Below are 25,072 nucleotides of genomic sequence, written 5' to 3'. Positions count from 1 at the left end.
CCCGCCGCCCGCCTCCCCTCGGGTGGTGTCCCGCCACTCCGACCGTTCCCTCAGCCGCGCATCAGTTCGCCCTTGCCCACCTGGGCCAGCAGCGGGGGCTCCGACTCCCCCTCGTATCCGAGGTGGAGCTCGCGCCGGGCCCTGGTCGCCAGGACGTAGTACGTCATGCGCAGGGCGGCGGCGGAGGGGTCGCCGGCCGCGTCCGTGTGGGTGTCGGGAATCACGACCGTGTCGAAACCGAGCCCCTTGGCGCTGGCCCGGTGGACGATGACGATGCCCGGGCGGCCGAGGTCGAGGTTGCGGTACTGACCGCCTTTCGCCTCGGACGTGTAGAGCTGGGGCTTCAGTCGTGGCGCTCGGCGGGCCAGGCTGCCGAGCAGTGAGAACTGGGTGTGCTTGGAGGCCACGATCACGCCGATGGTGTCCTTCGGACGCCGCTCTGCCAGGAGTGCCAGCAGGTCCGCGGCGCCGCGCTCGGGGAAGCGGTGCAGCCGCGGCGGCGGCCCCTGCCGGTCGGGCAGGACCGGCGCTCCGGCGCCCGTGTGGAAGTGGGCGGCGAAGGACGCGATCTGCTCGGTGTTGCGATGGTTGCCGTCGAGTTCGTGCCGGGTGCAGCGGCCGAGGTTCCGGGCGATCTCGGCGAGGGTGGAGTGGGTCTCGGTGAGGCGCTGGCATTCGTCCGCGTAGACCGTCGTACGGGCCCCGAGCATCCGGCAGAGCAGGTAGAACTCGGGCGGCAGGTCCTGGCCCTCGTCGACGACCAGGGTGAGGCCGGGAACGGGTCCGGTGTCGGCGGCCCGGTCGAACAGCGTGTGCCAGTCGTACCAGCCGTCGGCGCTGCGCGAAGCCTTGCCGCCGTACCACTCGGCGAGCCAGGCGTGTGCGGTCGTGACGCGCACGCTGCGGTCGGCGGGGCCCAGGGCGTGGACCGTCGCGGCCAGCGACTGGCGCAGCAGGTTGGAACGGGTGAGCACCACGGCCGGAGTTCCGGTGAGGGCGAGCATGACGGCCCGCTGTGCCGCCAGCAGGCTCTTGCCGCTGCCCGGCGGGCCGCTGACCAGGTGGTTGCCGTCGAAGGGCAGGGCGTCGAGGCCGGCCCGCTGATCGGGGGTGAGGTCGAGGTAGGTGAGGGTCATGCCTGCTCCAGTGCGTCGGCGGCGGCGGCGCGTGCGGCGGTGACGATGGACTGCAGGTAGCCGGGCACGTGCTCGCCACCGACGACGAGGGCGCGGTCCAGGAGGGTGTTGCCGGTCTCGCAGCTGGTTTCGGGCAGCAGGGCACAGGCGTGGCAGGCCGCGCGGTTGAGGTTGCCGAAGCCCTGGCCGGTGTGCTCGGCGCAGAGCGGGTCGGCCGAGCACCAGGCGGCGGCCTCCGTCATGCGCAGGAGTGTCTCCGCCAGTCGCGGGAGCTCGCCCTGGCGGACCAGCCCGCCGAGGGTGCCTTCGGCGTCGCCCGCTGCCGTGTAGACGAGGATGCCGTACTGGTTTTGCCCGGGTCGGGCGTACACGCGCTCGCGCAGGCTCGCGGTGGTGTATCCGGACTCGAAGGAGAGCTGACGGATCAGCAGGTGCGCGAGGGTGTGGAGGAGGACGAAGCGCGGCGCGAGTTCCGGGCCGGTCAGGGCCTCCAGGCGGTCCCGTTGGAAGGAGCGGGCCAGGTCGGCCCGCATGCCGGTGACACGCTGCCGTACGTTCCCGTCCGCCTCCCAGTCCGCCAGCCCGGCCGGGTCGAGAGTCAGGAAGATCCCCTCGCCGAACACCTCCACCGCCGGTAGCCACTTGAGGCGGCGGGCGGTGTCGACCGGTACGGGGGGAGCGTCCGGGGAGACCCGGCTGAAGCCGGAGAGGGCGCGCACCTCGCGGAGCCGGTCGGCGAGGACGATCCTGCCGAACCGGCGGCCGAGGGCGGCCCACGGGTCGGCGGTCTCCCCGGCCAGACCGAGGGTGGTCTCGCGCAGCGCGAAGTCCCGGGTGGCGGGCGGGACGGGCGCGGTGAAGGCAGCCCACTCCTCGCGGCTGAGATCGGGGCGGGCCGGCCCGCCCTGCGCATCGGAGGACAGCGCCTCGGGAGAGGGGACTGGCTGCCCCGTCTCCTCGGCGATCAGCGCGTCCAGGAGAGCGTCGTCGGCGCCGGTGTCCTCCTGGATCATCGTCCGGAACACCCCCGCGCGCGGCGTGGCGGCCACCCGGCACAACGACACCCACAGGTCGTGTTCCCGCACCTCGGCCGCGAGCCTCTCGTCGCCGTGGTCGGCCGGTACGTCGGACTCGGGGATGTCGAGTGCCGAGTGGACGATCGGGTAGTACAGGTTGCCTGCCGTGCGCTGCACGATCTGTACGGGCCGGGGGCACTCCGTCCGCTCGTTCGCCCGCTGCCACGGGTTGCGCCCCGAGCAGCGCAGGCCGTGCGTGCCGAGGATGTCGAGCAGGTCCCGGGACGCGCCGCACCCCTTGGCGGTGCAGGCGACGGAGAGCGCCTCGAGGCCGGAGGCCCGCTCGGAGACGAGGAAGCGCAGTCTGTCGCGCTCCTCGCACCGCCGTCGTTCCCCGGCGTCACGCCGCGAGTGCGCCCAGAACCACCAGTCGACGTCGCTGAGATGCCCGGCCTGGCAGATCTGCACGAACCGCATCGGCGCCAGGGTCCGCGCCGGCGAGCAGGACGGGCAGCGCGGCGGCTGCCCGGGCTTCTCGTCGGCGATCCGCCAGCGCTTCATCCGGCGGCAGGAACCGCAGAACAGCCAGGACGGGAAACGGATGTACGGCGCTCCCGGGGCGTCGGGGACGTCGAAGCGGTCGCCGGCGGCCGCCGGTGCGGCGTAGAAGCCGGTGACGCCCAGGCGGGAGGCGAGACGCGGGGACTCGAGCTTCTGCCTGCCCCTGGTCGGCCAGTCTCCGATGCCGGTGGCGACGAAGGACTCGCCCTGGATGTCGAAGACGGCTCCGACGCCGAACGGCACCACCGTCTGCGACTGGCGTACCCGCAGTGTGCGGCTCACAGGTCGGCTCCCTTCACCGTCACCTGGCATTCCCGGTCCACGTTGCGCATGGAGTTCGGTGTCTCCCACAGGCCGTAGTTCTGCTCGAAGCTCTTGATCAGGTTGGACTGGCCCTTGCCCTGGCTGCGGTAGTACAGCTCGCGGCCGTCCTTGCGGGCCTCGCGCGCCGCGTCCTCCCAGTCGGCGATCAGTCCCGCGACTTCCTTGCGGACGGCGTCGCCGATGGCCGGTTCGGCGGCCTCGGCCCGTACGGCCAGTTCCTCCGCGAGGGCCTCCACCTCGGGGAGGCGTTCCAGGACCTGCCCGGCCTGGTTCTCGGCGGCGAGCCCGAGCCGGTGCCGTACGAGGACGACCAGCGCGGCGTGCAGGGCGCGCCGCCTGGAGGGCACGGACCAGGGGGTGACACTGGTCGGTTCGACGTGCCGGTACAGGGACCGGTGGTACACGTCGAAGGTCTCGTAGTGCGAACGGTCCCTGGGCCGGGTGGCGTTGAAGAACGTCACGACGAGTCCGGGCACGGTGTGCCGGCCGACCCGGCTGGTGGCCTGGATGTACTCGGCGGTCGTCTTGGGCTGCCCCTGCATCAGCATCAGCGCGAGTCGCTTGACGTCGACGCCCACGGACAGCATGTTCGTGCAGGGCAGGAAGGACACCGACTGCGGGTCGTCCCAGTCCTTCTCCAGCCGGTCGAGCAGGACGGGCTGTTCGGCGCGCGGGAGGTTGCTGGTCAGTTCCTGCACCTGGTTGTCCGCCAGTTCCCGTACTCCGCTGCCCGTGTCGAGTCCGGCGAGCTGGGCGGGGATGTCGTCGGCCGCGGCCGTGACGGTGCGGCCGAGCTCGCGCAGGCTGTGGTGGTAGGCGACCAGCGTCCAGTAGGCGTCCCGGTGCTCCTCGGGCAGTTCCCACGCGCCCTGGAGCAGGGCGGCTGCGGTGGCCACGGCGGCGCGGCCGGCCGTGTGGCCCTGGGCCATGACGCCCAGGTAGCGGCGGCCGGGCTTGGACGTGTCGGGTTCCGCGAAGTAGGAGTGGCGGGCGTCGAGTCCGGCCGGCGGGAAGAGCTGGACGCCTCCGCCGCCGTACAGGGCGCGGACCTGTTCCCCGGAGCGGCGGATGGTGGCCGTGGACGCCACGACCTTGGGGCCGGTGCCGTCGGGGCCGGCGCACAGTCCGAGGACGGCGGACTCGTACAGGCCGACGGTGGTGCCGAGCGGGCCGGTGAGCAGGTGCAGCTCGTCCTGGATGACGAGCGACGGCGGCAGGTTCCCGGCGCCACCCGCACTCGCCCCGCCGCCACTCCCCACGCTCGCCCCGCCGCCACTTCCCCTGCTCGCCCCGCCCGCACGGCCCGTGCTCGCCCCGCCCGTGCCGAACAGTCGTCCCGCGCGCGGCTCCCAGGCGAGCCGGGCGAACTTGTCCACGGTCCCGAGGACGAACGTCGGCGGCCGGTCGTAGAGGTGCTCGTCCACGACGGCGACGGGCAGTTCGTCGTGGAAGACGCACTCCTGTCGCGGGCAGAAGAAGGCGAAGGAGTCGGCCGTGGCGCGAACGCCGTAGTCGCCGATGTCGGGCGACTTGTGGGCGGGCAGAACGCGGGTGCCGCACCACGGGCAGCGGTCGAGAATGAAGACGTCGTCGGGCTGGGCGGCCTGGCGGGCGTTCTCGAAGGCCGTGCGGGCCTTGTCGTACGTGTTCGGGGTGGTGGTCTCGCCGACCCACAGACCGATGGAGAACGGCTCCTCGCCGTAGGCCGCCGGATCCGCGCGGCGCAGCGTCTCCAGGGCGCAGACGGTGGTGGCGGCGCGCTGGAACTGCTGGGTGGTGAGCAGACTGAGGGTGTAACGGCTGAGCACGGCGGTACCCCCGCCGTCCGGCCGGCCGCGACGCAGCACGATCGCGAAGGCGGCCAGCAGCAGATACGCCTCGGTCTTGCCACCGCCGGTCGGGAACCAGATCAGGTCCGTCACGGCCCGGTCCGCGTGCCGGGGGTCGGCCGTGCCATCCACGGCGAGCAGGAAGAACGCCAGCTGGAAGGGGCGCCAGGTGGCTCCCGGCTTCGGCTCGGGATCGTGCGGTACGGCTTCGCGGGGCGAGCGCCGGCTACCCGCCAGGTCGGGTGCGGTGTGGCGCATCTGCAGGGCCATGGCACGGTTGGCGGCGCGGAAGGCGTGCAGCAGTTCGGGGCGGCGCGGGTCGCAGAGGGTGCGGACGCCGGACTCGATGCGGGTGACGGCGGTGCCGATGCGGTCGAGGACGCGGGCGGCGGCCTCACGCCCCCACCCGGGCACGTCGGCGTTCAGCTGTCCGACGTACCACGCCCGGTAGTCCGCCGCGAACTCGGCCAGTTCCTCGCGGAGTTGATCGACCGACACGGCGGGATCAGCGAGGTGGAGGAGATCGAGCACCGGCGAGCCACTGAGCCCCGCGGCCCGTACGCCGGTGACCTCGGCCTCCGGCAGGACGGCCGCACTCAGCTCGGTCACCTGTTCACCGGCGTCGTCGTACCGTTCCGCGACCGCGCATCCGTGGCCGACGGCGTGCGTGCGGACGTGCCGGTACTGGAGGCGGAGTTCCTGCTCCTCCGGATCGCGACTGGCCAGGCGGACGCTCGGGTACTGGAGCACCCTGCCGCCCACGGGCCGGGCGCGCAGCTCCACCTGGAACAGCATCCGGTCCCACTGGGCGGCCTTGCCGAGGTCGGGTTCGTGCGCGGCGGCGTTGACCAGTGCGACCGTGACGAGCCGACCGGTCCCGAAGACCCGACGGCGTACGCGGAGTTCGGCGCGCCCGTCCAGCACCGTGACGTGGTCCTTCCCCGGGGCGAGCCGGTGCGTCTCGGCGGTCAGCGGAATCCGCTGCCAGTTCCGGCCGCGCTCACCGGTACGGGCGCGGGTCTCGTAGCGGGCGGCGGAGCAGTCGATCTCCACGGTGTCCGCGTCGGTGTAGAAGCTGAACCCGAGGGAGGAGGGCAGCCAGGCGTTGGACTCGGGAACGGGGTCGGTGGCGGGCGCGGTGTCCTCGGCCCGCCCCTCGGTGCCGGCGCCCTCCAGTTCCTCGGCGGCCACGTCCAACTGGCGCTGGAGGTCCGCCTCCTGCGGATACAGGGTGCCCATGAGGTACTGCCGGTCGGGCGGGGCGTCGAGTGTCTCCCGGTCACCGCCGACCGGGCCGACGAGCTGCCGTCGCAGGTAGGTGACGAGTTCCTGTCGGGGATCCATGGTGTTCCTGGTGGTCGGGCCTGTGAAGTGCTCGGACGGACTGACGGGTGCGGCGGACGCGCTGCTCATGACCGGCGCCAGCGGTCCCGCAGCGAGGTGCGGCTCTGGGCAGCCGCCGCTTCCTGCGCGGCGGCCAGTTCCGCCTGGACGGTGCTGAGCTGCGTCTGCAGATCGGTGACGCGGAGCCAGGCGTTGTGCTCGCTCTGCGCGATGCGCTGTGCCGCCTGCTGCTCGGCCTCCTCGGCGCTCCGGCGGGCCGCCTCCACGAACAGGTCCCGCTGTGCGACGGCCGCCTCGGCCTCCCGCAGCCGCGCCTCCATCTCGGCGACCCGCACCTGCACACCCTGGCGGTATTCCTCCCGGGCCGACGCGGCGGCTCCCTCCCGCTCGGTGGCGGCTGCCTGCGCCTGCCGCATCCGTGACTCGAAGCCCTGGACGCGGGCCTCGGCGCCCTCGCGGTAGTCGCGCAGTCTCTGCTCCAGCTCGTCCGCCCGCTGTACCTCGCCGACCGCCTGCCGGGCGGCTTCCTCGGCGCGTTCCGCCCTGTGCAGCAACGCCTCGTACGACTCACGGTGCTGCTCCTTGAGGTGCGCGAGGTGCTCCTCGGCCTGCCGCCGCACATGCGCCTCGCGCCGGTTGAGGGCTCGGTCCGCACGGTGCAGCAGCTCCTCTTCGAGCGCGTCGAGCCGGCGCTCGGCCTCCGCCCGGACGGCCGCGACACGCTCGTCGGCGGCGCCTCGCACGTCGCTCAGCCGGCGCTCGTGTTCCCGTGCCAGCAGGGCGAGTTCGGCCTCGTGCCGGACCCGCGCAGCGGCAAGCCGTTCCTCGACGTCGACCGCCGGCTGCTCGACCGCCGGCTCTTCGACCGCCGGCTGCTCGACCGGAGCGGTCTTCGCGGCGATCGGCGCCGAGCGCTCATGCCCTGCGTCGGACGCCTCGGCCTTGGACGCGCTGACGCGGTCACCCCTGTCAGGGGGCGCGGACTCGGCACGCACCGGAGGCGCCGCGACGAGCTCCCGCAGAGCATCACGGACGGCCAGACGCGAGGCGGCGTGCACCAGGGGCTTGGTCGCGAGGTATGCCCGAGGGGTCGCACCGAGCAGCGCGTCGGCGGGCTTCTCGAAGAAGTGCTCGGGCCGGATCTCCGCACGCTTGACCGCGTCGAGGACTTCCCTGAGCACCTCGAGAGCCTCCACCACGGGGCGGTCCAGCATCCCGCGCTGCCGTGCGGCCCGCACCACGGAGTCCGTGACGGACGAACCGAGCAGCACCGACAGTTGCAGGTGCCCGAGGGCCAGCACCGCGTATTCGGCGAGCCAGGCCACGCCTCCGCCCAGGGGCGGCCGCGGCAACGCCCGGGCCTTGTCCCAGTCGGCGGTGGTCTGAGGCATCGTCCCGGCCGGAGATTCCGTTTCCTGCGGTTCCGTTTCCTGCGGTTCCGTCTCCTGCGGTTTCGTCTCTTGTGACTTCTCCGCCGGCTCCGCCTCCCGCCCCTCCGACACGGGCTCCGGCTCCGGCTCGGCAGGAGAAGCCTCTGCGGCGAGGAACTCCCGCAGGGCGTCACGCACTGCCAGCCGCGATTCGCCGTTCACCAGAGGGTTGTTTTCGAGGTAGGCGCGAGGTGTCACCCCGCGCAGTGCTTCGGCGGGGCGGTCGAAGAAGTCCTCCGGTCTCCGCCCGGCCTCCGCCACGGCGTCGCAGACGCGCCGCAGTACTTCCAGTGCCGTCAGCACCGGACGTGGCAGCGGTACGCCGTCCCGGGCGCCCCGCGCCACCGCGTCGGCAGCCGACTGCCCCAGCAGCGCGACCAACCCCTCGTCCCCCACGGCCGCCCGTGCGTAGTCCGCGAGCCACGAGATCTGGTCAACAGGTGCTTGCGCCAGTCGGCAGGCATGCTCCCAGTCGGCGACGACCACGTCCGACACCGCAGCGTCGCCGGTCTCCTCGTCGACCGGTGAGGTCTTTTCAGTCACCACATCCTGGATTTCCGGCTCCGGCCCACCGATCGGCGCGCCGCCGCCCTCTTCCCTTTCATCCGCCGCCCCCGCTGTCCGCACCGAAACCGCGGTCTCCAGTCCTCGCTCTGCGGTGGCCCGGGCGAGGCGTTCTGCCCTGACTCTGCGCAGGGCGAGTCGGGCACGTGCGGTCCGGGCCGCCCTGGTGGCACGCGCGAACCGTTCCGCGCGTTCGGCCTCGGCCGCCTCCTCCGCATTACGCTCGGCTGCCTCATACACGGCGTCCCCACCCACGAGCCCCGCCTCGCGCAGCCGTACCAGCAACGCCGGACGTGCCTTCCCCGCGATCTGCCGGATGCGCTCCCGCGTGACGCCGAACTCGCTTCCGAGCTCGTCCAGGGTCGAGGGCTCGTCCCCGTCGAGCCCGAGGCGTCGCACGAGGATGCGCGCCTCCCGTTCGGTGAACGTGTCCACCACGTTCAGCACATCCCGCATGTACTGGTCTCTGACCACCTGCTGCTCCACCGACGGCAACGTGTGCGTCCGCCCCACGAAGTCCGCCAGCGTCGCGCCGTCGCCGATGACACGGTCGAGGGAGTCGGTGCGGCGGGTGAGGCGCCGTATCTCCTCCACCTTCCGCAGGGTCATGTCGCACGCCACCGCCACGTCGGCAGCGGTCGCCGGACGGCCCTGGCTCATCAGGTCCCGTTCCGCCCTGGCCACCTTGCGCATCTGCTCGTGCATGTGGACCGGAATCCGGATCACGGCGCCCTCGTCGGCGATGGCCCGGGTGATGGACTGCCGGATCCACCAGGTGGCGTAGGTCGAGAACTTGAAGCCCTTGCTGGCGTCGAACTTGCGCGCGGCCCTGAGCAGGCCCAGGAAGCCGTGCTGGAGCAGGTCCTCGTAGTCAAGGCCCTGTTCGAGGTAGGGCCGGACCAGGGAGTGCACGAGGCGCTGGTTGTGTACGACCAGACAGTCCCGAGCACGGATTCTGAGGTCCTGCGGCGCCAGCGCCTTCAGATCGTCCTCGGTCGGCTCCTCGCCGATCCGGTCCGGCCCGCCCCTCAGCAGCACGGACAGACCGACCTCCGCCTGCGCGTCCAGCAGACGGGCGCCGGGACGCCGTTCACGCCGGTCCCGGTCCAGCACGGCGTGCGCGGCGGCCACGGCGTCGGCGAGGTCTCCGCGGGGCAGGTCCGCCGTGAGTCCCAGGTCCGGTGCCTCGTCCGGTCCCTCGTCCGATTCCATGTCCGGTTCCCCGTCCGACGAACCGGTCGCCGTGGCTCCGGCGCGATCGCCTCCGGCGGATTCCACTTCCTGGAGGGGCCGCGTTCCCTCCAGGGCGGTTCCCGGCTCGTCGGCGGCTTCGGCACCGTCGTCGTCCAGGACACGGCCTCGCACCTGCACCTGGGCACGCAGGAGGGCGGCCTCCCGCGCGCTGAGCCCGGCCAGTCGGGTCACGCCGTCCATGACCGGCAGGGTGACGCACCCGTCGGCGTCCGCGTATCGCGTTAGCAGACTCCGCACGGCCCGAATACGAGGGAACACATTTTCCTCACCATCCGGTGCAACCTTTTCACCATTCCGCTTGTCGCCCTCTGTGTGCAGAGGCATGTCCCGCACGGGCAGTCCCAGCAGGGCCAGCTCGTCACGCAGTCGCTCTCGCTCGCCGTCGCCGAGCGACAGCTCGCGCACGCCCTCCAGGAAGGCACTCTCCGGGACGACACCCTTCACAGCGGCCTGCCGCAGCCGCACCAACAGCTCGCCCATCGCAGCCCTTATGCCGGGCGAGCCTGTCCCACCCGCCGCTCGCAGCGTCATCCCGTCCACCCCCAAGGCGTTTCACAGATGACGCTAGAGCGATGCGTTGATGATGTCAACAGACGAATCACTACCGCTCTTTACCTGCTTCGTGTACGGTGAGGCTCGCCGCACCGTTCCTCTGCCACGATGACCACGACGATCGACGACGAACTACGACGAACTACGACGAACGGCGGGAGCCCGCGAGGACGGGCGTGCGGCAGCGGGTCAGGGGGCTTCCCGCGCGCGGACGCAACCGTCCGCCGACGCGGGACATAGGACTAAGGAGCGGCAGTGAGCCACGGGCTGGTCGGCGGCAGATTCCGCGTCGGGCGTGTCATCGGCAGGGGCAACATGGGGGAGGTCCATCAGGCGGAGGACCTCCAGGCCGCGGAGGGGGCGCCGGAACGCACCGTCGCTGTCAAGACCATCCTGCGCCGCCGCACCGGGGCGCAGATCGACACCGGCGGCGACGCGAAGGCCGTGCAGCGGTTCAACCGCGAGGTGCGGATCATGCGCCGGCTGCTGCATCCCAACCTCACCCGCCTCGTGGCCGGCGGTATCGACGAGGACGCCGGAGCACTCGCGGGCCTGCCCTACCTGGCCATGGAGTTCCTGGACGGCGAGACCCTGCGCGACCTCGTCGAGGAGGAACCGCAGCTGCCCGTCTCCTGGGCCGCCGCCATCGCCGCTCAGGTCGCCGCCGGCCTCGCCACTGCCCACGCCGCCGGAATCGTGCACCGCGATCTGAAGCCCGCCAACGTGATGCTCACCCAGGGCGGCACGGTCAAGGTCCTCGACTTCGGCATGGGCAGCATCGTCGACGACCCGGACCAGACCCGGCTGACCAGCACCGGCGTCAGTGTGGGCACCGCCCGCTACATGGCCCCCGAGCAGTGCCTGGCCAAGCAGGTCACCCAGGCCGCCGACCTCTACGCGCTGGGCTGCGTGCTCTACGAGATGCTCGTCGGTGTCCCCCCGTTCACCAGCGAGTCCGCGTACGAGCTCGCCGGCCGGCACGTCAACCAGCAGCCCGCTCCCGTCCGGGTGATCCGCGGCGAGGTACCCGTCGAGCTCGCCCGGCTGGTCGAGCGCCTGCTGGCCAAGGACCCGGCGGACCGTCCCGCCGACGCGGTGTCCGTGCGGGACGCGCTGCTCCCGCTCGCCCTGGCCGGCGCCGAGGACTTGCTGCCGCACTGGGGCGCCCTCGACCCGACGGTCCCCCTGCGGGAGGCCGCCCCGGCGCCGGCCTCCGTGTCCCCCGCCGCCCCGGAGGAGGCCGCCTCCCAAGCGGCGGCTTCCCCGGGCGCCGTCATGGACGTCTTCGGTGTTCACCGGACGCTCATCAAGGACTACCGCTCCTTCACCGAGGGCGGCACCGTCATCCGCGACGACCGGGTCGCGGACTACGTCGAGAAGGACCTCGACGCCAAGTCGCAGTGGCCGGACCCGTGGCTTTCGCTCAACCCGTTCTTCCAGGGCGGCGGCACCGTGGTCGAGCTCGCCCAGCAGAAGGTGCTGCACGCCGAGTGCGCCCGCATCTTCCAGGCGAAGAAGACCGAGGGCGGCACCGTCTGCGACGGCCGTCCGCTCACCCTCCACCGCCACCAACGCGACGCCATCGACGCCGCCGCCTCGCAGGCCTCGTACGTCCTGACGACCGGCACCGGCTCCGGCAAGTCGCTCTCGTACATCGTCCCGATCGTCGACAAGGTGCTGCGCGAACGCGACCAGGAGGGTCCCGACGCACCCAAGCGTGTGCGGGCGATCATCGTCTACCCGATGAACGCGCTCGCCAACAGCCAGCTGCGCGAGCTGGAGAAGTACCTGCGCGACGGCTACGGCGACGGCAAGGAGCCGGTCACCTTCGCCCGTTACACGGGCCAGGAGGACGACGAGAAGCGCCGCGAGATCCGCGACAACCCGCCGGACATCCTGCTCACCAACTACGTGATGCTGGAGCTGATGCTCACCCGCCCCGCCGACCGGGCGAGCCTGATCCGGATGGCGCGGGGCCTGGAGTTCCTGGTCTTCGACGAACTCCACACCTACCGCGGGCGTCAGGGCGCCGACGTGGCCCTGCTCATCCGCCGCGTCCGCGAGGCCTGCCAGGCCGGGGACCTCCAGTGCATCGGCACCTCGGCCACCATGTCGACCGAGGGCACACTGGACGACCAGCGCAAGGTGGTCGCCGAGGTGGCGAGCACCCTGTTCGGCACGCGGGTGCGGCCGGAACACGTCATCGGCGAGACCCTGGTCCGCGCGACCGGCGAGGCACCCGAGACCGTACCGGCCGAGCGCCTGATCTCCCCCGCCGCCCCGCGCGCCTACGACGACCTCGTACGCGACCCGCTGGCCCGCTGGATCGAGAGCCGCTTCGGCCTGGTCGAGGACGAGGAGTCGGGCCGTCTGGTGCGGCAGCAGCCGGCGAAGATCGAGATCGCGGCGAAGGAACTGAGCGAGCGGTCGGGCGTCCCCGAGACGGACTGCGTCGCCGCCATCCGCGCCACCCTGGAGGCCGGTTCGCAGGCGCTCCACCCGGTGACCGAACGCCCCCTGTTCGCTTTCCGGCTGCACCAGTTCCTCTCCAAGGGTGACACCGTGTACGTCACCCTGGAGGACAAGCTCTCCCGTCACCTCACCCGCTCCTATCAGCTGGAACAGCCGGGCAGCGGCGGCAAGTTGCTGATGCCGCTGGCGTTCTGCCGCGAGTGCGGCCAGGAGTACCTGACGGTGTGGCGCACCGAGAAGGACGGCGAGATCCGCTACGAGGCCCGCCGTGACACGTCGGCGACCGGCGGCAGGCAGGGCGACGGCTACCTCTACGTCGACCACGAGCGGGAGTGGCCGTCGAACGTCCAGTACGCCGTCGACGACCGCCGGCTGCCCGAGTCCTGGCTGGAGGTGGACGACAGGGGCCAGGAGGTCGTCAAGCGTTCCTACCGCGACCGCGTACCGCGCGCGGTGACCGTCGACCCGTACGGCCAGGAGGGCCAGGGAGAGCTGAAGGCGGCCTTCGTCCCGTCCCCGTTCCTCTTCTGCCTGCACTGCGGGGTGGCGTACGAGCAGACGCGCGGGAAGGACTTCGCCAAGCTCGCCACGCTGGACCAGGAGGGCCGCTCCTCGGCGACCTCCCTGGTCTCGGCCTCGATCGTGCGGTCGCTGAAGTCGGTGCCGGAGGAGGCCCTGGACAAGGAGGCACGCAAGCTCCTCACCTTCGTCGACAACCGCCAGGACGCCTCCCTCCAGGCCGGCCACTTCAACGACTTCGTGCAGATCACCCAGTTGCGCGGGGCGCTGTACCGGGCGGCCCTGGACGCCGGCAAGGACGGCCTGCACCACGAGGAGCTGGCCTCGGCGGTGACGAACACCCTGGCCCTCTCCCCCGCCGACTACACCGGCGACACCGACCTCGCCCCGGGCCTGGCCCGCAACGCGGCCCGCACGCTGCGCGACGTGATCGCCTTCCGGCTGTACCTGGACCTCGAGCGCGGCTGGCGCATCACCATGCCCAACCTGGAGCAGACGGGCCTGCTGGAGATCGGCTACGAGGACCTGCACTGGGTGGCCGGCAAGCAGGACCGCTGGGACACCACCCACCCGGCACTGCGCGACGCCGACCCGGCACTGCGCGCCGAGATCGTCAAGACGCTGCTGAACGAGATGCGCCGCTCCCTGGCGATCGACGTGTCCTACTTCCGCGACGACACCTTCGAGTCCCTCCAACGCGCCACCGAGGAACGGCTGGTGGACCCCTGGGTCCTCTCCTCCGGCGACAAGCCGCGGGTCGGCACCGCCTACCCGCACCCGTCCCGCCCGGGCGCCGACCGCTCCAGCCTCTTCCTGTCGGCGCGCGGCAAGTACGGCAAGTACCTGAAGCGCGCGGACACCTCCTTCGCCGGGCTGGACCAGGACGACCTCCAGCTGATCATCGCCCAGCTGCTGACGGTCCTCACGGGGGCGGGCCTGGTCAAGGAGGTCGAGACCGCCCCGCAGCGCCCCGGCCGCTACCGTCGTGCCTCGGGCCCGACGACGACCGGCTACCGGGTCGCGGCCCAGTCGCTCGTCTGGCGGGCCGGCAAGGGCGAGGCGGGCGCGCACGACCCGCTCACCCGCACCTACCAGAGCGGCGACGGCCCCCGCATCAACACCTTCTTCCTCAAGCTGTACCGGGAGACCGCCAACGCGCTGTCCGGCCTCTTCGCCCGCGAACACACCGCGCAGGTCGCCCCCGAGGACCGGCAGAAGCGTGAGGACGCCTTCCGCAAGGCGGAGCTGAAGCTGCTGTACTGCTCCCCCACGATGGAGCTGGGTGTCGACATCTCGTCCCTCAACGCGGTGATGATGCGCAACGTCCCGCCCACCCCCGCCAACTACGCCCAGCGCTCGGGCCGGGCCGGCCGCAGCGGCCAGCCCGCGCTGGTCACCACGTACTGCGCGACGGGCAACAGCCACGACCAGTACTACTTCCGCCGCTCGCACCGCATGGTCGCGGGCGCCGTCGCCCCGCCCCGCCTCGACCTCGCCAACGAGGACCTGGTCCTCTCCCACCTCCAGGGCATCTGGATCGCCGAGGCCGGCCTGCGCCTCGGCCGCGCCGTCCCGGACGTCCTGGACGTCTCCCACCCGGACACCGGCGACCGCCCGAACCCCGCCCTGGACCTGCTCCCCGACATCCAGGCCGCCTCGTACGACGACGGGGCCCAGCGCCGCACCGTCGACGCGGCCCTGCGCGTCCTCGGCCCGCTCCTCCGCGACTTCGTCGACACCACGTGGTGGCACGACGACTGGATCCAGGACAAGGTGCGCACGGTCCCGGAGCGTTTCGACCGGGCCTTCGACCGCTGGCGCAGCCTGTTCCGCGCCGCCCTCGACGACCAGTACGTGCAGAACAAGCGCCGCCTCGACTACAGCCTCACCGAGGGCGACCGCATCCGCGCCAACGCCCGCCGCCGCGAGGCGGAGACCCAGCTCAACCTGCTGATGAACGAGAGCGTGGACAGCAAGTCGGTCCTCTCGGACTTCAACCCGTACCGCTACCTGGCCTCCGAGGGCTTCCTGCCCGGCTACAGCTTCCCGCGCCTGCCGCTCGCCGCGTACATCCCGACGGTCGGCCGCCGCCGCGGCGACGGCGACTACCTCCAGCGGCCCCGCTTCCTCGCCATCCGCGAGTTCGGCCCCGGCGCGCTCATCTACCACGAGGGCGCCCGCTACCAGGTGACCCGCATCCAGCTCCCGCCCGACTCCTCCGGCGAGCTGACGACGGGCGAGGCCCGCCGCTGCGCGCACTGCGGCTACCACCACGACCCGAAGGAGCGCGAGGACCGCTGCGGCTTCTGCGACCAACCGCTGAGCTCGGCGACGTACGGCCTCCTCCACCTCCACACCGTCTACACCACCCGCCGCGAGCGCATCTCCTCGGACGAGGAGGAGCGCCGCCGGGCCGGCTTCAAGCTGGAGACGTCGTACCGCTTCCACGACCACGGCGCCCGCCGGGGCCGCCTCAACGCCACGGTCGCCGACGCGGCGGGCGGACAGCTCGCCGAGGTCGCCTACGGCGACTCCGCGACCGTCCGCATCACCAACACCGGCCGGGTCCGCGCCAAGAAGGACGAGCCGGCCGGCTACTGGCTGGACCTGGCCGACGGCCGCTGGATGAACGACAAGGACGCCTCGGAGGCCTCCGGCGACTCCAGCGAGCTCCCGGTCGCCGACGCCGACGGCAACGAGCGGCGCCGCAAGAAGCGGGTCATCCCGTTCGTCGAGGACCGCCGCAACATCCTCGTCGTCACCCTCGACGAGGCGCTGCCCGAGCCGATCGCGCTGACCCTGATGTACGCGCTGGAACGCGGCATCGAGGCGGCGTTCGAGCTGGAGGACGCCGAGCTGACGGCGGAGCTGCTGCCCCCGGACGACGGTCCGCGCCGCCGCCTGCTGTTCATGGAGGCCGCGGAGGGCGGCGCGGGGGTCCTGCGCCGCCTCCAGGCCGAGACCGACGCGGTGGCCAAGGCGGCCCGCCGCGCCCTGGAGATCTGCCACTTCTCCGCCGACGGCACGGACGAGGGCGACGAGTCCCACCGCGGCGACCGCGCCTGCGCGCTCGGCTGCTACGAGTGCCTGCTGACGTACGGCAACCAGCTCGACCACGCCCGCATCAACCGCCACACGGTGGCCGCGCTGCTGGTCCGCTTCGCGTCGGCGACGGCGACACGGGAGGCGCGCGGCGAGTCCCGCTCGGAGCAGTTCCGGCGCCTGGTAGCCCAGACCACCCCGGCGCCGGCCGGACCGACGGTGGTCGAGCCGACGGTGGTCGAAGCCGCGGCGGCCGCGGAACTGGCGAAGACGGGCGACTTCCTGGGCTGGGTGAAGGCAAAGGGCCTTCACCTGCCGACGGAGACCGCCGCCTTCCTCACCGAGGCCAACGCCGCACCCGACTACGTCTACCGGCAGCCGGGCCTGCGCCTCGCCGTCTTCGTCGACCTGCCCGACACGGAGCAGACCGCCCTGCGCGACGAGGACGCCGAGGAACGCCTCCTCGACGCCGGCTGGGAGTACGTCCGCTTCCGCCCCGGCGACGACTGGGACGCGCTCGCCTCCTCCTACGCCGACTGCTTCGGCTCCCCCACGACCAACTGACCTCCTGCCCTGCCTTCTCAAGGATCTGACGACTGACATGGCACTCACGTACTCCGCAGGCTCCCTGGTCACCGCACGCGGCCGGGAATGGGTCGTACTCCCCGAGAGCGAGCCCGACCTGCTGGTGCTGCGCCCGCTGGGCGGCTCGGACGACGACATCGCCGCCGTCTTCCCGGCCTTCGAGACGGTCCAGGGCGCGGAATTCGCGCCCCCGGAGCCCGGCGACCTCGGCGACCAGCGGGCGGCCGGCCTGCTGCGCACCGCGCTGCGCGTCGGCTTCCGCTCGGGCGCGGGCCCGTTCCGCTCCCTCGCCGGGATCGCGGTCGAGCCGCGCGCCTACCAGCTCGTACCGCTCCTGATGGCCCTGCGCCAGAAGACGGTCCGCATGCTGATCTCCGACGACGTCGGCATCGGCAAGACCATCGAGGCGGGCCTGGTCGCGAGCGAGCTGCTCGCCCAGGGCGAGGCGAAGGGCCTGGCGATCCTCTGCTCCCCCGCGCTGGCCGAGCAGTGGCAGCAGGAGCTGCGCACGAAGTTCGGCATCGACGCGGAGCTGGTCCTGTCCTCGACGGTCTCGCGCCTGGAGCGCGGCCTGGACCTGGGCCAGTCGCTGTTCGACAGGTATCCGCACGTGATCGTGTCGACGGACTTCATCAAGTCCACCCGCCACCGCGACGACTTCGTACGCCACTGCCCCGACCTGGTGATCGTCGACGAGGCTCACACGTGCGTGGCCGCCGACGACACGAAGGTGAGCACGCAGAACCAGCTCCGCTACGAGCTGCTGCGCCGCGTCGCCGAGGACACGGAGCGGCACCTGCTCCTGGTGACGGCGACCCCGCACAGCGGCAAGGAGTCGGCGTTCCGGAACCTGCTGGGCCTGGTCAAGCCGGACCTCGCCCACGTCGACCTGGACTCGCAGTCCGGCCGCAAGCTCCTCTCCCAGCACTTCGTGGCCCGCAAGCGGGCGGACGTACGCCAGTACCTCACCAAGGAGGACGGCCTGGCCGACGACTCCCTCGCCGAGCGCACGGCCTTCCCGTCCGACCGCTACTTCAAGGACGAGACGTACAAGCTCTCCCCCGAGTACCGGGCCCTGCTGGACGACGCGATCACCTATGCGAGTGAGCGCGTGGAGGAGGCGGATGGCCAGGGCCGGCGCGAGGCCCGTATCGCCTGGTGGTCGGCGATCGCCCTGCTCCGCTCACTGGTGTCGTCGCCGAGGGCGGCGGCACAGACCCTGCGCACCCGTTCCGCCGCGGCCGTGGCCGCGTCCGCGGAGGAGGCGGACCGCCTGGGCGCCCCGCTGACCAGCGACTCGGCGGACAGCGACGCCCTGGAGGGCATGGACGTGGCCCCCGGCGCGGAGACGGAGGAGAACGCGGGCTCACGCCTCGCCGACCTCGCCGCACGCGCGACGACGTTGGAGGGCCCGGCACAGGACCTGAAGCTGAAGGCGCTCATCAAGCACCTGAAGTCCCTCCTGGCGGACGGCCACAACCCCATCGTCTTCTGCCGCTACATCCCCACCGCCGAATACCTGGCGGAGCAGCTCGCCAACGACCCGGAGACGAAGAAGCGCGGCCCGCTCGGCGCGAAGACGGTCGTGAAGGCGGTCACCGGCACCCTCTCGCCGCAGCAGCGCATCCAACGCATCGAGGAGTTGGCGGCGGAGGCCGGCCAGGACGCCGCCGCCCGCCGCGTCCTGATCGCCACCGACTGCCTCTCCGAGGGCGTCAACCTCCAGCACCACTTCGACGCCGTCCTCCACTACGACCTGGCCTGGAACCCGACCCGCCACGACCAGCGCGAGGGCCGCGTCGACCGCTACGGCCAGAAGCGTGACGAGGTCCGCGTCATCACGCTGTACGGCGAGGACAACGGCATCGACGGCAAGGTCCTGGAGGTGCTGATCAAGAAGCACCGCCAGATCAAGAAGGACCTCGGCATCTCGGTCTCCGTCCCCGACGAGATGTCGACCGGCGTGACGGACGCGATCGTGGAGTGGCTGCTGCTGCGCGGCCGGCAGGGCGAGCAGGAGGCGCTCTTCGAGTCGGACTCCTTCCAGCAGAGCTTCGCCGACCTGGACAAGGACTGGAACTCGGCCGCCGACCGGGAGAAGGCGTCCCGGTCCCGCTTCGCGCAACGCTCGATCCACCCGGAGGAGGTGGCCCGCGAGGTCGCCGCCGTGCGGGAGGCACTGGGCGGCGCGGGCGAGATCGACACGTTCGTACGGGAGTCGCTGAACGCGCTGGGAGCGGTGCTGCGCGACTCCGGCGACTCCACCGCCTCCGACGCGGACTTCATGGCGCAGGTCGGGGGCACGCCGAAGGGCTTGCAGGACGCGTTGTCCCCGGTCATCGGCGCGGAGGCGGTCGATCGGGACCGCCCGATCCCGTTCCGCTCGACCTCAGCGGTCACCCGAGGCGAGGCGGCGCTGGTCCGCACGGACCCGGTGGTGGGCGCGCTGGCCTCGCACGTACTGAACGCGGCCCTGGACACCCAGGCGGACGGCGCCCGCCCGGCCCGCCGCTGCGGGGTGGTGACGACGGACGCGGTGACGACCCGCACGACGCTGCTGCTCGTACGGTTCCGCTTCCACCTGACCCTGCCGTCACGGAACGGCGAGAAGCAGGTGGTGGCGGAGGACGCCCGCCTGCTGGCCTTCGAAGGCGCACCGAGAAACGCGGTGTGGCTGCCGCAGGAGCGGGCGGTGGAACTGCTGGACGTGCGGGCCACGGAGAACACGGCGGCGGCGTCCGGGGAACGCACGATGACCCGCATCCTGGACCAACTGGGTGACGTGACGCCGTACCTGGAGTCGTACGGCGACGAACTGGCCGCCGAGCTGGACGCGTCGCACCGCCGGGTACGGACCGCCTCCGGCGAGATCGTCCGGGGCCTGTCGGTCACGGCCCAGAAGCCCGCCGACATCCTCGGCACCTACGTCTACCTGCCCGCCGCCCTCTCCCCCGCCTCTGCTTCCGCTGGAGTGTCCGCCTGATGTCCGCCACCACTCGCAACCAGGTGTTCACCGCCGTCCACACCGTCGGCGGGCTGCTGCCGGCCGACATGCTGGTCCGCATCTCCGAGGGCAAGGACGTCCCCGGCTCCAAGCCCGCCGACTACGGCATGCCGTCGTCACGCTCGGTCCGGGACGAGGCCGAGCGCAGCTGGGAGTACCTGAAACCCCTCTGGCGCGACCTGCGCAAGCACCTGCCCGAGAACCCGGAGACGGGCGTCCCGGCCACCGACCCGACCGGCCGCGCCGACACCGACTGGCTCGCGCCGCTCTGGCAGGAGCTGGGCTTCGGTCGGCTGACACCGGTCGGCCCGGCGGGCATCACGGCCGACTCGGACACGGAGAAGAAGTTCCCGGTCTCCCACCGCTCGGGCCACGCCCTGATCCACCAGACGGCATGGAACGCCGAGCTCGACAAGCGCCCCGGCGGCGCGGGCACGGTCCCGCCCCAGTCGATGCTCCAGGAGTGCCTGAACCGGACGGAGGCCCACCTGTGGGGCGTCCTGACGAACGGGCGTCAGGTGCGGCTGCTGCGCGACTCCAGCGCCCTGGCCACGGCGTCGTACGTCGAGTTCGACCTTGAGGCGATCTTCGACGGCGAGCTGTTCAGCGAGTTCGTGCTGCTGTACCGGCTGCTGCATGTGTCGCGGTTCGAGGTGGCGGAGGCGTCTCCGCCCTCTTCGTGCTGGCTCGAGAAGTGGCGCACGGAGGCTATTGCGTCCGGTACGCGTGCACTGGCCCAGTTGCGGAAGGGTGTGCAGGAGGCGATCACAGCACTGGGCACGGGTTTCCTGCGGCACGCGGAGAACGGCTCGCTACGCGAGGACGTCCGCCCGAAGCCCTTGCAGAAGGCGCTGCTGCGCCTGGTGTACCGGCTCCTGTTCGTCTTCGTGGCGGAGGACCGGGACGCGCTGCTGTCGCCGGGTGCTGACGGCATCGCGCGCGAGCGGTACGAGAACTACTTCTCGTCGGCCCGGCTCCGCGCCCACGCCCGGAAACGACGCGGAACGGCCCACGGTGATCTGTACGAGGCCCTGCGGATCGTCCTGACGGCCCTCGGCGAAGAAGAGGGCCGCCCCGAACTGGCCCTCCCCGGGCTCGGTGGCCTGTTCAACGAAACGGACACGGACGCCCCGCTGCACGACCTGAAGCTCTCCAACGAGGCGCTGCTGACGGCCGTACGGCACCTCTCTCAGGTCCGGGACGGCAGCTCGGGCCGCTGGCGGGCAGTGGACTACCGGCACCTCGACGCTGAGGAGCTGGGGTCGGTGTACGAGTCGCTGCTGGAGCTGGAGCCGAAGTACAGCGCGGCCGACCGCACCTTCACGCTCATCGAGGTTTCCGGCAACACCCGCAAGACGACGGGTAGCTATTACACCCCGTCGTCGCTCATCGAGTGCCTGCTGAACTCCAGCCTGGACCCGGTGATAGGGCAGGCTGTGAAGCGCGGCGAAGAGGCGGCTGCGCGGTCAGGCGCAGCAGATCCGGCGGACGCAATCGTGAACGAGCTGCTGTCCCTGACGGTCTGCGACCCGGCGTGCGGCTCCGGACACTTTCTGGTGGCGGCGGCCCGACGGATTGCCAAGCAGGTCGCTGCCGTTCGTGAGCGCAACCCCGAGCCCACGCTGGACGCGGTCCGCCACGCCCTACACGAGGTCGTTGCCCGCTGCATCTACGGCGTCGACCTCAATCTCATGGCCGTGGACTTGGCCAAGGTGTCCTTGTGGCTAGAGGCGCTAGAGCCGGGCAAGCCGCTGAATTTCTTGGACGCGCATATCAAGCACGGCAATGCCTTGGTGGGCGCAACGCCTGCCCTGCTGAGGGATGGCGTCCCTGACAGAGCGTTCAAGCCGATCGAGGGTGACGACAAGAAGTTCGCCAGGGCGCTGGAAAGGCAAAATCGGCAGGAGCGCGGCGGCCAGCGCGGACTATTTGATCTGGCAACAGAGACGAAGGTAGCCAACACCCGCTTCGCCTTCCAGCTGCGCCGCATCACCACAGCCGAGTCCGGCACCTTGGCCGAAGTCCGCCGCCAGGAGGCCGCCTACCACGATTGGTCTCGGTCGGCCGAGTACGTCCACGCCCTGCATGTGGCTGACGCTTGGTGCGCGGCGTTCGTGTGGCCGAAGAGGCCCAGTGCTCCACTGGCGGTCACGGAGGAGCTCTTCCAAAACCTACAAGACCCGGCGACCGGCGCGGCACCTCAGTCCACTCACGATCAAATCGGCTACCTAAAGGGCCAGTACACCTTCTTCCATTGGCACCTGGAGTTTCCTGACGTATTTTCCGTGCCAGAGTCGGGCACAGGGGCAGAAACGTCTACTGGATGGGTGGGAGGGTTCGATTGTGTGCTGGGAAATCCTCCGTGGGACCAAGTCCAGGTTGACGCAAGAGAGTTTTTTGCGGCGACGCGAGCAGACATCACAGAAGCCCCGACGATGGCCGCCCGGAACCGCATAATCAAGAATCTGGCCAGTGAAGACCCGGAACTGCACGCGGATTTTGCGAACGAGCAGCGAATCAACGATGGCTTCAAGCACTTCGTTCACTCCTCTGGACATTTCCCACTCACCGCATATGGCCGCCTCAACACATACTCTCTATTTTCCGAGCTTGCCCGAAGGTTGGCGAGCCCGGAAGGCACCGTAGGTCAAATTATCCCAACCGGCATCGCCACCGACTCATTCAATCAGCACTACTTCAATGAGCTGATCAATAGGAAATCGCTGGTCTCGCTGTACGATTTCCGGAACACCGGATTCTTCGGCGACGTCGCAGGCGCTCAAGGCAATAGGTTCTGCTTGCTAGTCTCCCGATCGGCGCCCCACGGCCAACCCCTCGACCTTGCTTTCCGACTGGAGTCTGTCTCAGACCTTGGTGATGCAAGTCGACGCGTCCAGATCACCCCAGAGGAAATCCAACTCGTCAATCCCAACACCGGCACATGCCCGATCTTCAAGAGTTCACGCGACGCGCGAATCACAATTGAAGTTTACAAGCGACTCCCGGTACTGATTCGCGAGCGCACCAACCACGGAAACGCTTGGCATCTCGACTTCCAGCTTATGTTCATGACTAACACCGATTCTCACCTTTTCAGGAAGGGTGGTGAGCTACGCGAAGAAGGGTGGCAAAGCGAAAAGAATACCCTTATCGCCGACACCAAGAGAATGCTCCCTCTGTACGAAGCAAAAATGCTACATCAGTACAACCACAGGTTCGGCGACTACGCCCTCACTGAAATACAAGCAGGAAAAGGCGTACGCTCACTTCCCACTCCTCTAATCGGTCAACTAGACACTCCCACCTACTTCACAGAACCTCGCTACTGGATTCCCGAGGCATCGGTTGACGCCAAGTTGACCGAGAAGGGGTGGAGAAACGAGTGGGTCATGGGATTCAGGAAGATCACTAGCTCCTTGGACGAACGGAGCGTAATCGCCTTTCTCGCCCCACGAGGGGGGGTGGCGGATTCAGCGAATGTCATTCTCCCCCGGATCACCAAGCATGTATCGGTTCTCTACGCCCAACTGTCCTCCTTCATTTTCGACTATGTTGCTCGGCAGAAGTTGGGAGGAGTGAATTTGAACTTCTTCATCTTTGCACAGTTGCCCACATTGCTGCCGTCGCAGGCCGAACGCCACGCCCCCTTCGTTAATCCGCGAGTACTTGAACTTGCATACAGCGCTTACGATATGCAGGGGTTCGCGCGCGAGAAGGGCGACGCCGGAACGCCCTTCCGGTGGGACGAGACTCGTCGACAAGGAATCCGCGCCGAACTCGACGCCCTCTTCTTCCACCTCTACGGGATCTCCCGCGAAGACGTCGACTACATCCTCGACACCTTCCCTATCGTCCGCCGCAAGGAAGAGGCCAAATACGGCACGTACCGCACCAAGGAACTGATCCTCACCGAGTACGACCGTATGGCCGCCGCCGGTCTCTCTCTAGAGACCCCCCTCGTCGACGGCGAGAACTACACCTCCACCCTCGCCCCGCCCCCCGGCCACGGCCCCCGCCACCCGGCCTGACCGCGCTTGCACCCCAAGGGTGACGAGGTCGCATTCCGGCGGAGACACCCGCGAGATTTGGACAACGGTCACTGGCTGGCGATAGCCGCGCGCACCCCGACTACTTTCAACTGCGAGAATCCACTTCAGGAGCGGGCCATGGACAACCAGATTCAGCTGATCAGTGACGGTGATGGACTGGCAGTCATAGGGAATGCAGTGGATGTCGACCGCTTCCTCACCTCAGAGGGACTGCCGTCGAAGGACCTCGGACTGCAACGGCTCAAGTCCGTCTTCGGTACCGGGTCTACAGCCGCGCAGGCAGGTTCGGACATTGCCGCCAACACCGGCCGCTGGGTGAAGCTGACCAAAGAGTCCGCAGAGCGTGTCAAAAAGTTCGGGCTGATGGAAGGCAAGACGCCAGGCGTCACCCATGCGATGGTGGGGAAGCCTGGCTCAATCAAGTCATGGCTGCAGATCGAGAAGGGGGCCGGCTCGTTCCTGACCAACCCTGCACGTCTGTCTAGTGCAGCAGGGATCATGGCGCAGCTGTCGATGCAACAGACCATGGACGAGATCACCGACTATCTCGCCACGATCGACGAGAAGGTCGACGATATTCTGCGCGCACAGAAGGACGCTGTGTACGCCCGCATGATCGGAGTTGGCTTCGTCATCGAGGAGTCCATGACGATCCGGGAAATGAGGGGCAGGGTCGACGAGGTTACGTGGTCGAAGGTGCAGAACGCACCGACGACGGTCGGAGAGACCCAGGCATACGCACTGCGTCAACTCGAGGCCCTCGCGGAGAAGATGGAACGCAAGTCCAAGATCGGCGATTTGGCCACAGTGGTCAAGGAAATCGAGCCCAAGGTACGGGAGTGGCTCGCCGTTCTGGCTCGCTGCTTCCAACTGCAGGACGCGATCGCCGTACTCGAACTCGACCGGGTGCTGGACTCTTCTCCAGAGGAACTGGACGGGCACCGCCTCGGACTGAAAACTGCCCGGCAGGACCGTCTGAAACACATCTCTCGGTGCACCGAACGTCTGCTGATCCGGATGAATGAGGCCGCCGACACAGCCAACGCGAAGGTGCTACTGCACCCGTCCAAGTCACCGGATCTGGTCCAGTCGAGCAATCACGTCGCCACGGGCGTACACGTCTTCCACACCCGGCTCGGGATTGAGCCCGGTGGTCAGTCATCAGAGGCGAGACGATGGGTGGAGGCGGCCGCCGAGGCGAGGGACAAGGCACTCGAAACCGGAGCCAAGGGCGTCAATACCGCCAGAAGCCTCCGCAACGAGACCCTCGACCGGGCTAGTTCGGTGAAGGGCAAGATCTCGAGCGGGATCGCCGAGCGAGCACGCCGTCGACGCGGGGAGGAAGAGGCAGGCGCAGCCGGGAAGCCCGAGTGAGCGCCAACCATCAGCCA

General features: G+C 70.1%; 8 protein-coding genes. 4 read left to right on the top strand and 4 right to left on the bottom strand.

The genetic code is table 11. From position 1 onward, the window contains the following. Positions 1–50: 50 nt before the first annotated feature. The 4 genes from QC283_RS12140 to QC283_RS12125 all read right to left on the bottom strand — a co-directional run bounded on the left by QC283_RS12140 (position 51) and on the right by QC283_RS12125 (position 9,938). Entirely contained in the window at positions 51–1,136 is a 1,086-nt protein-coding gene (locus QC283_RS12140; RefSeq protein WP_279561453.1) for a DNA helicase, read from the bottom strand. After that, positions 1,133–2,995 (bottom strand): DUF1998 domain-containing protein, encoded by a 1,863-nt coding sequence (locus QC283_RS12135; protein WP_279561452.1) that lies wholly within the window; start codon positions 2,993–2,995, stop codon positions 1,133–1,135. The genes QC283_RS12140 and QC283_RS12135 overlap by 4 nt, the downstream gene beginning before the upstream one ends. Continuing rightward, the gene (locus QC283_RS12130) at positions 2,992–6,210 is read right to left on the bottom strand and encodes a helicase-related protein (protein WP_279561451.1); all 3,219 of its coding nucleotides are present in this window, start codon (positions 6,208–6,210) and stop codon (positions 2,992–2,994) included. Before QC283_RS12130 ends, QC283_RS12135 begins: the two co-directional genes overlap by 4 nt. A gap of 65 nt (positions 6,211–6,275) precedes the next feature. Next, positions 6,276–9,938 (bottom strand): sigma-70 family RNA polymerase sigma factor, encoded by a 3,663-nt coding sequence (locus QC283_RS12125; RefSeq protein WP_279561450.1) that lies wholly within the window; start codon positions 9,936–9,938, stop codon positions 6,276–6,278. 327 nt (positions 9,939–10,265) lie between these two features. Between QC283_RS12125 and QC283_RS12120 the strand changes: the two genes are divergently transcribed. The 4 genes from QC283_RS12120 (at position 10,266) to QC283_RS12105 (ending at position 25,055) form a co-directional block, all read left to right on the top strand. Next, a complete protein-coding gene (locus QC283_RS12120) occupies positions 10,266–16,607 on the top strand; it encodes a protein kinase domain-containing protein (protein ID WP_279561449.1) in 6,342 nt (2,113 codons plus the stop codon). A gap of 37 nt (positions 16,608–16,644) precedes the next feature. Continuing rightward, positions 16,645–19,611 (top strand): DEAD/DEAH box helicase, encoded by a 2,967-nt coding sequence (locus QC283_RS12115; RefSeq protein ID WP_279561448.1) that lies wholly within the window; start codon positions 16,645–16,647, stop codon positions 19,609–19,611. Further along, the gene (locus QC283_RS12110; RefSeq protein WP_279561447.1) at positions 19,611–23,660 is read left to right on the top strand and encodes an Eco57I restriction-modification methylase domain-containing protein; all 4,050 of its coding nucleotides are present in this window, start codon (positions 19,611–19,613) and stop codon (positions 23,658–23,660) included. Before QC283_RS12115 ends, QC283_RS12110 begins: the two co-directional genes overlap by 1 nt. A gap of 138 nt (positions 23,661–23,798) precedes the next feature. Beyond that, entirely contained in the window at positions 23,799–25,055 is a 1,257-nt protein-coding gene (locus QC283_RS12105) for a hypothetical protein (RefSeq protein WP_279561446.1), read from the top strand. Positions 25,056–25,072 lie beyond the last annotated feature (17 nt).

It is taken from the genome of Streptomyces sp. DH41, assembly GCF_029813785.1.
Classification (GTDB): domain Bacteria; phylum Actinomycetota; class Actinomycetes; order Streptomycetales; family Streptomycetaceae; genus Streptomyces.
This window is presented reverse-complemented; position numbering and strand designations above follow the sequence as displayed.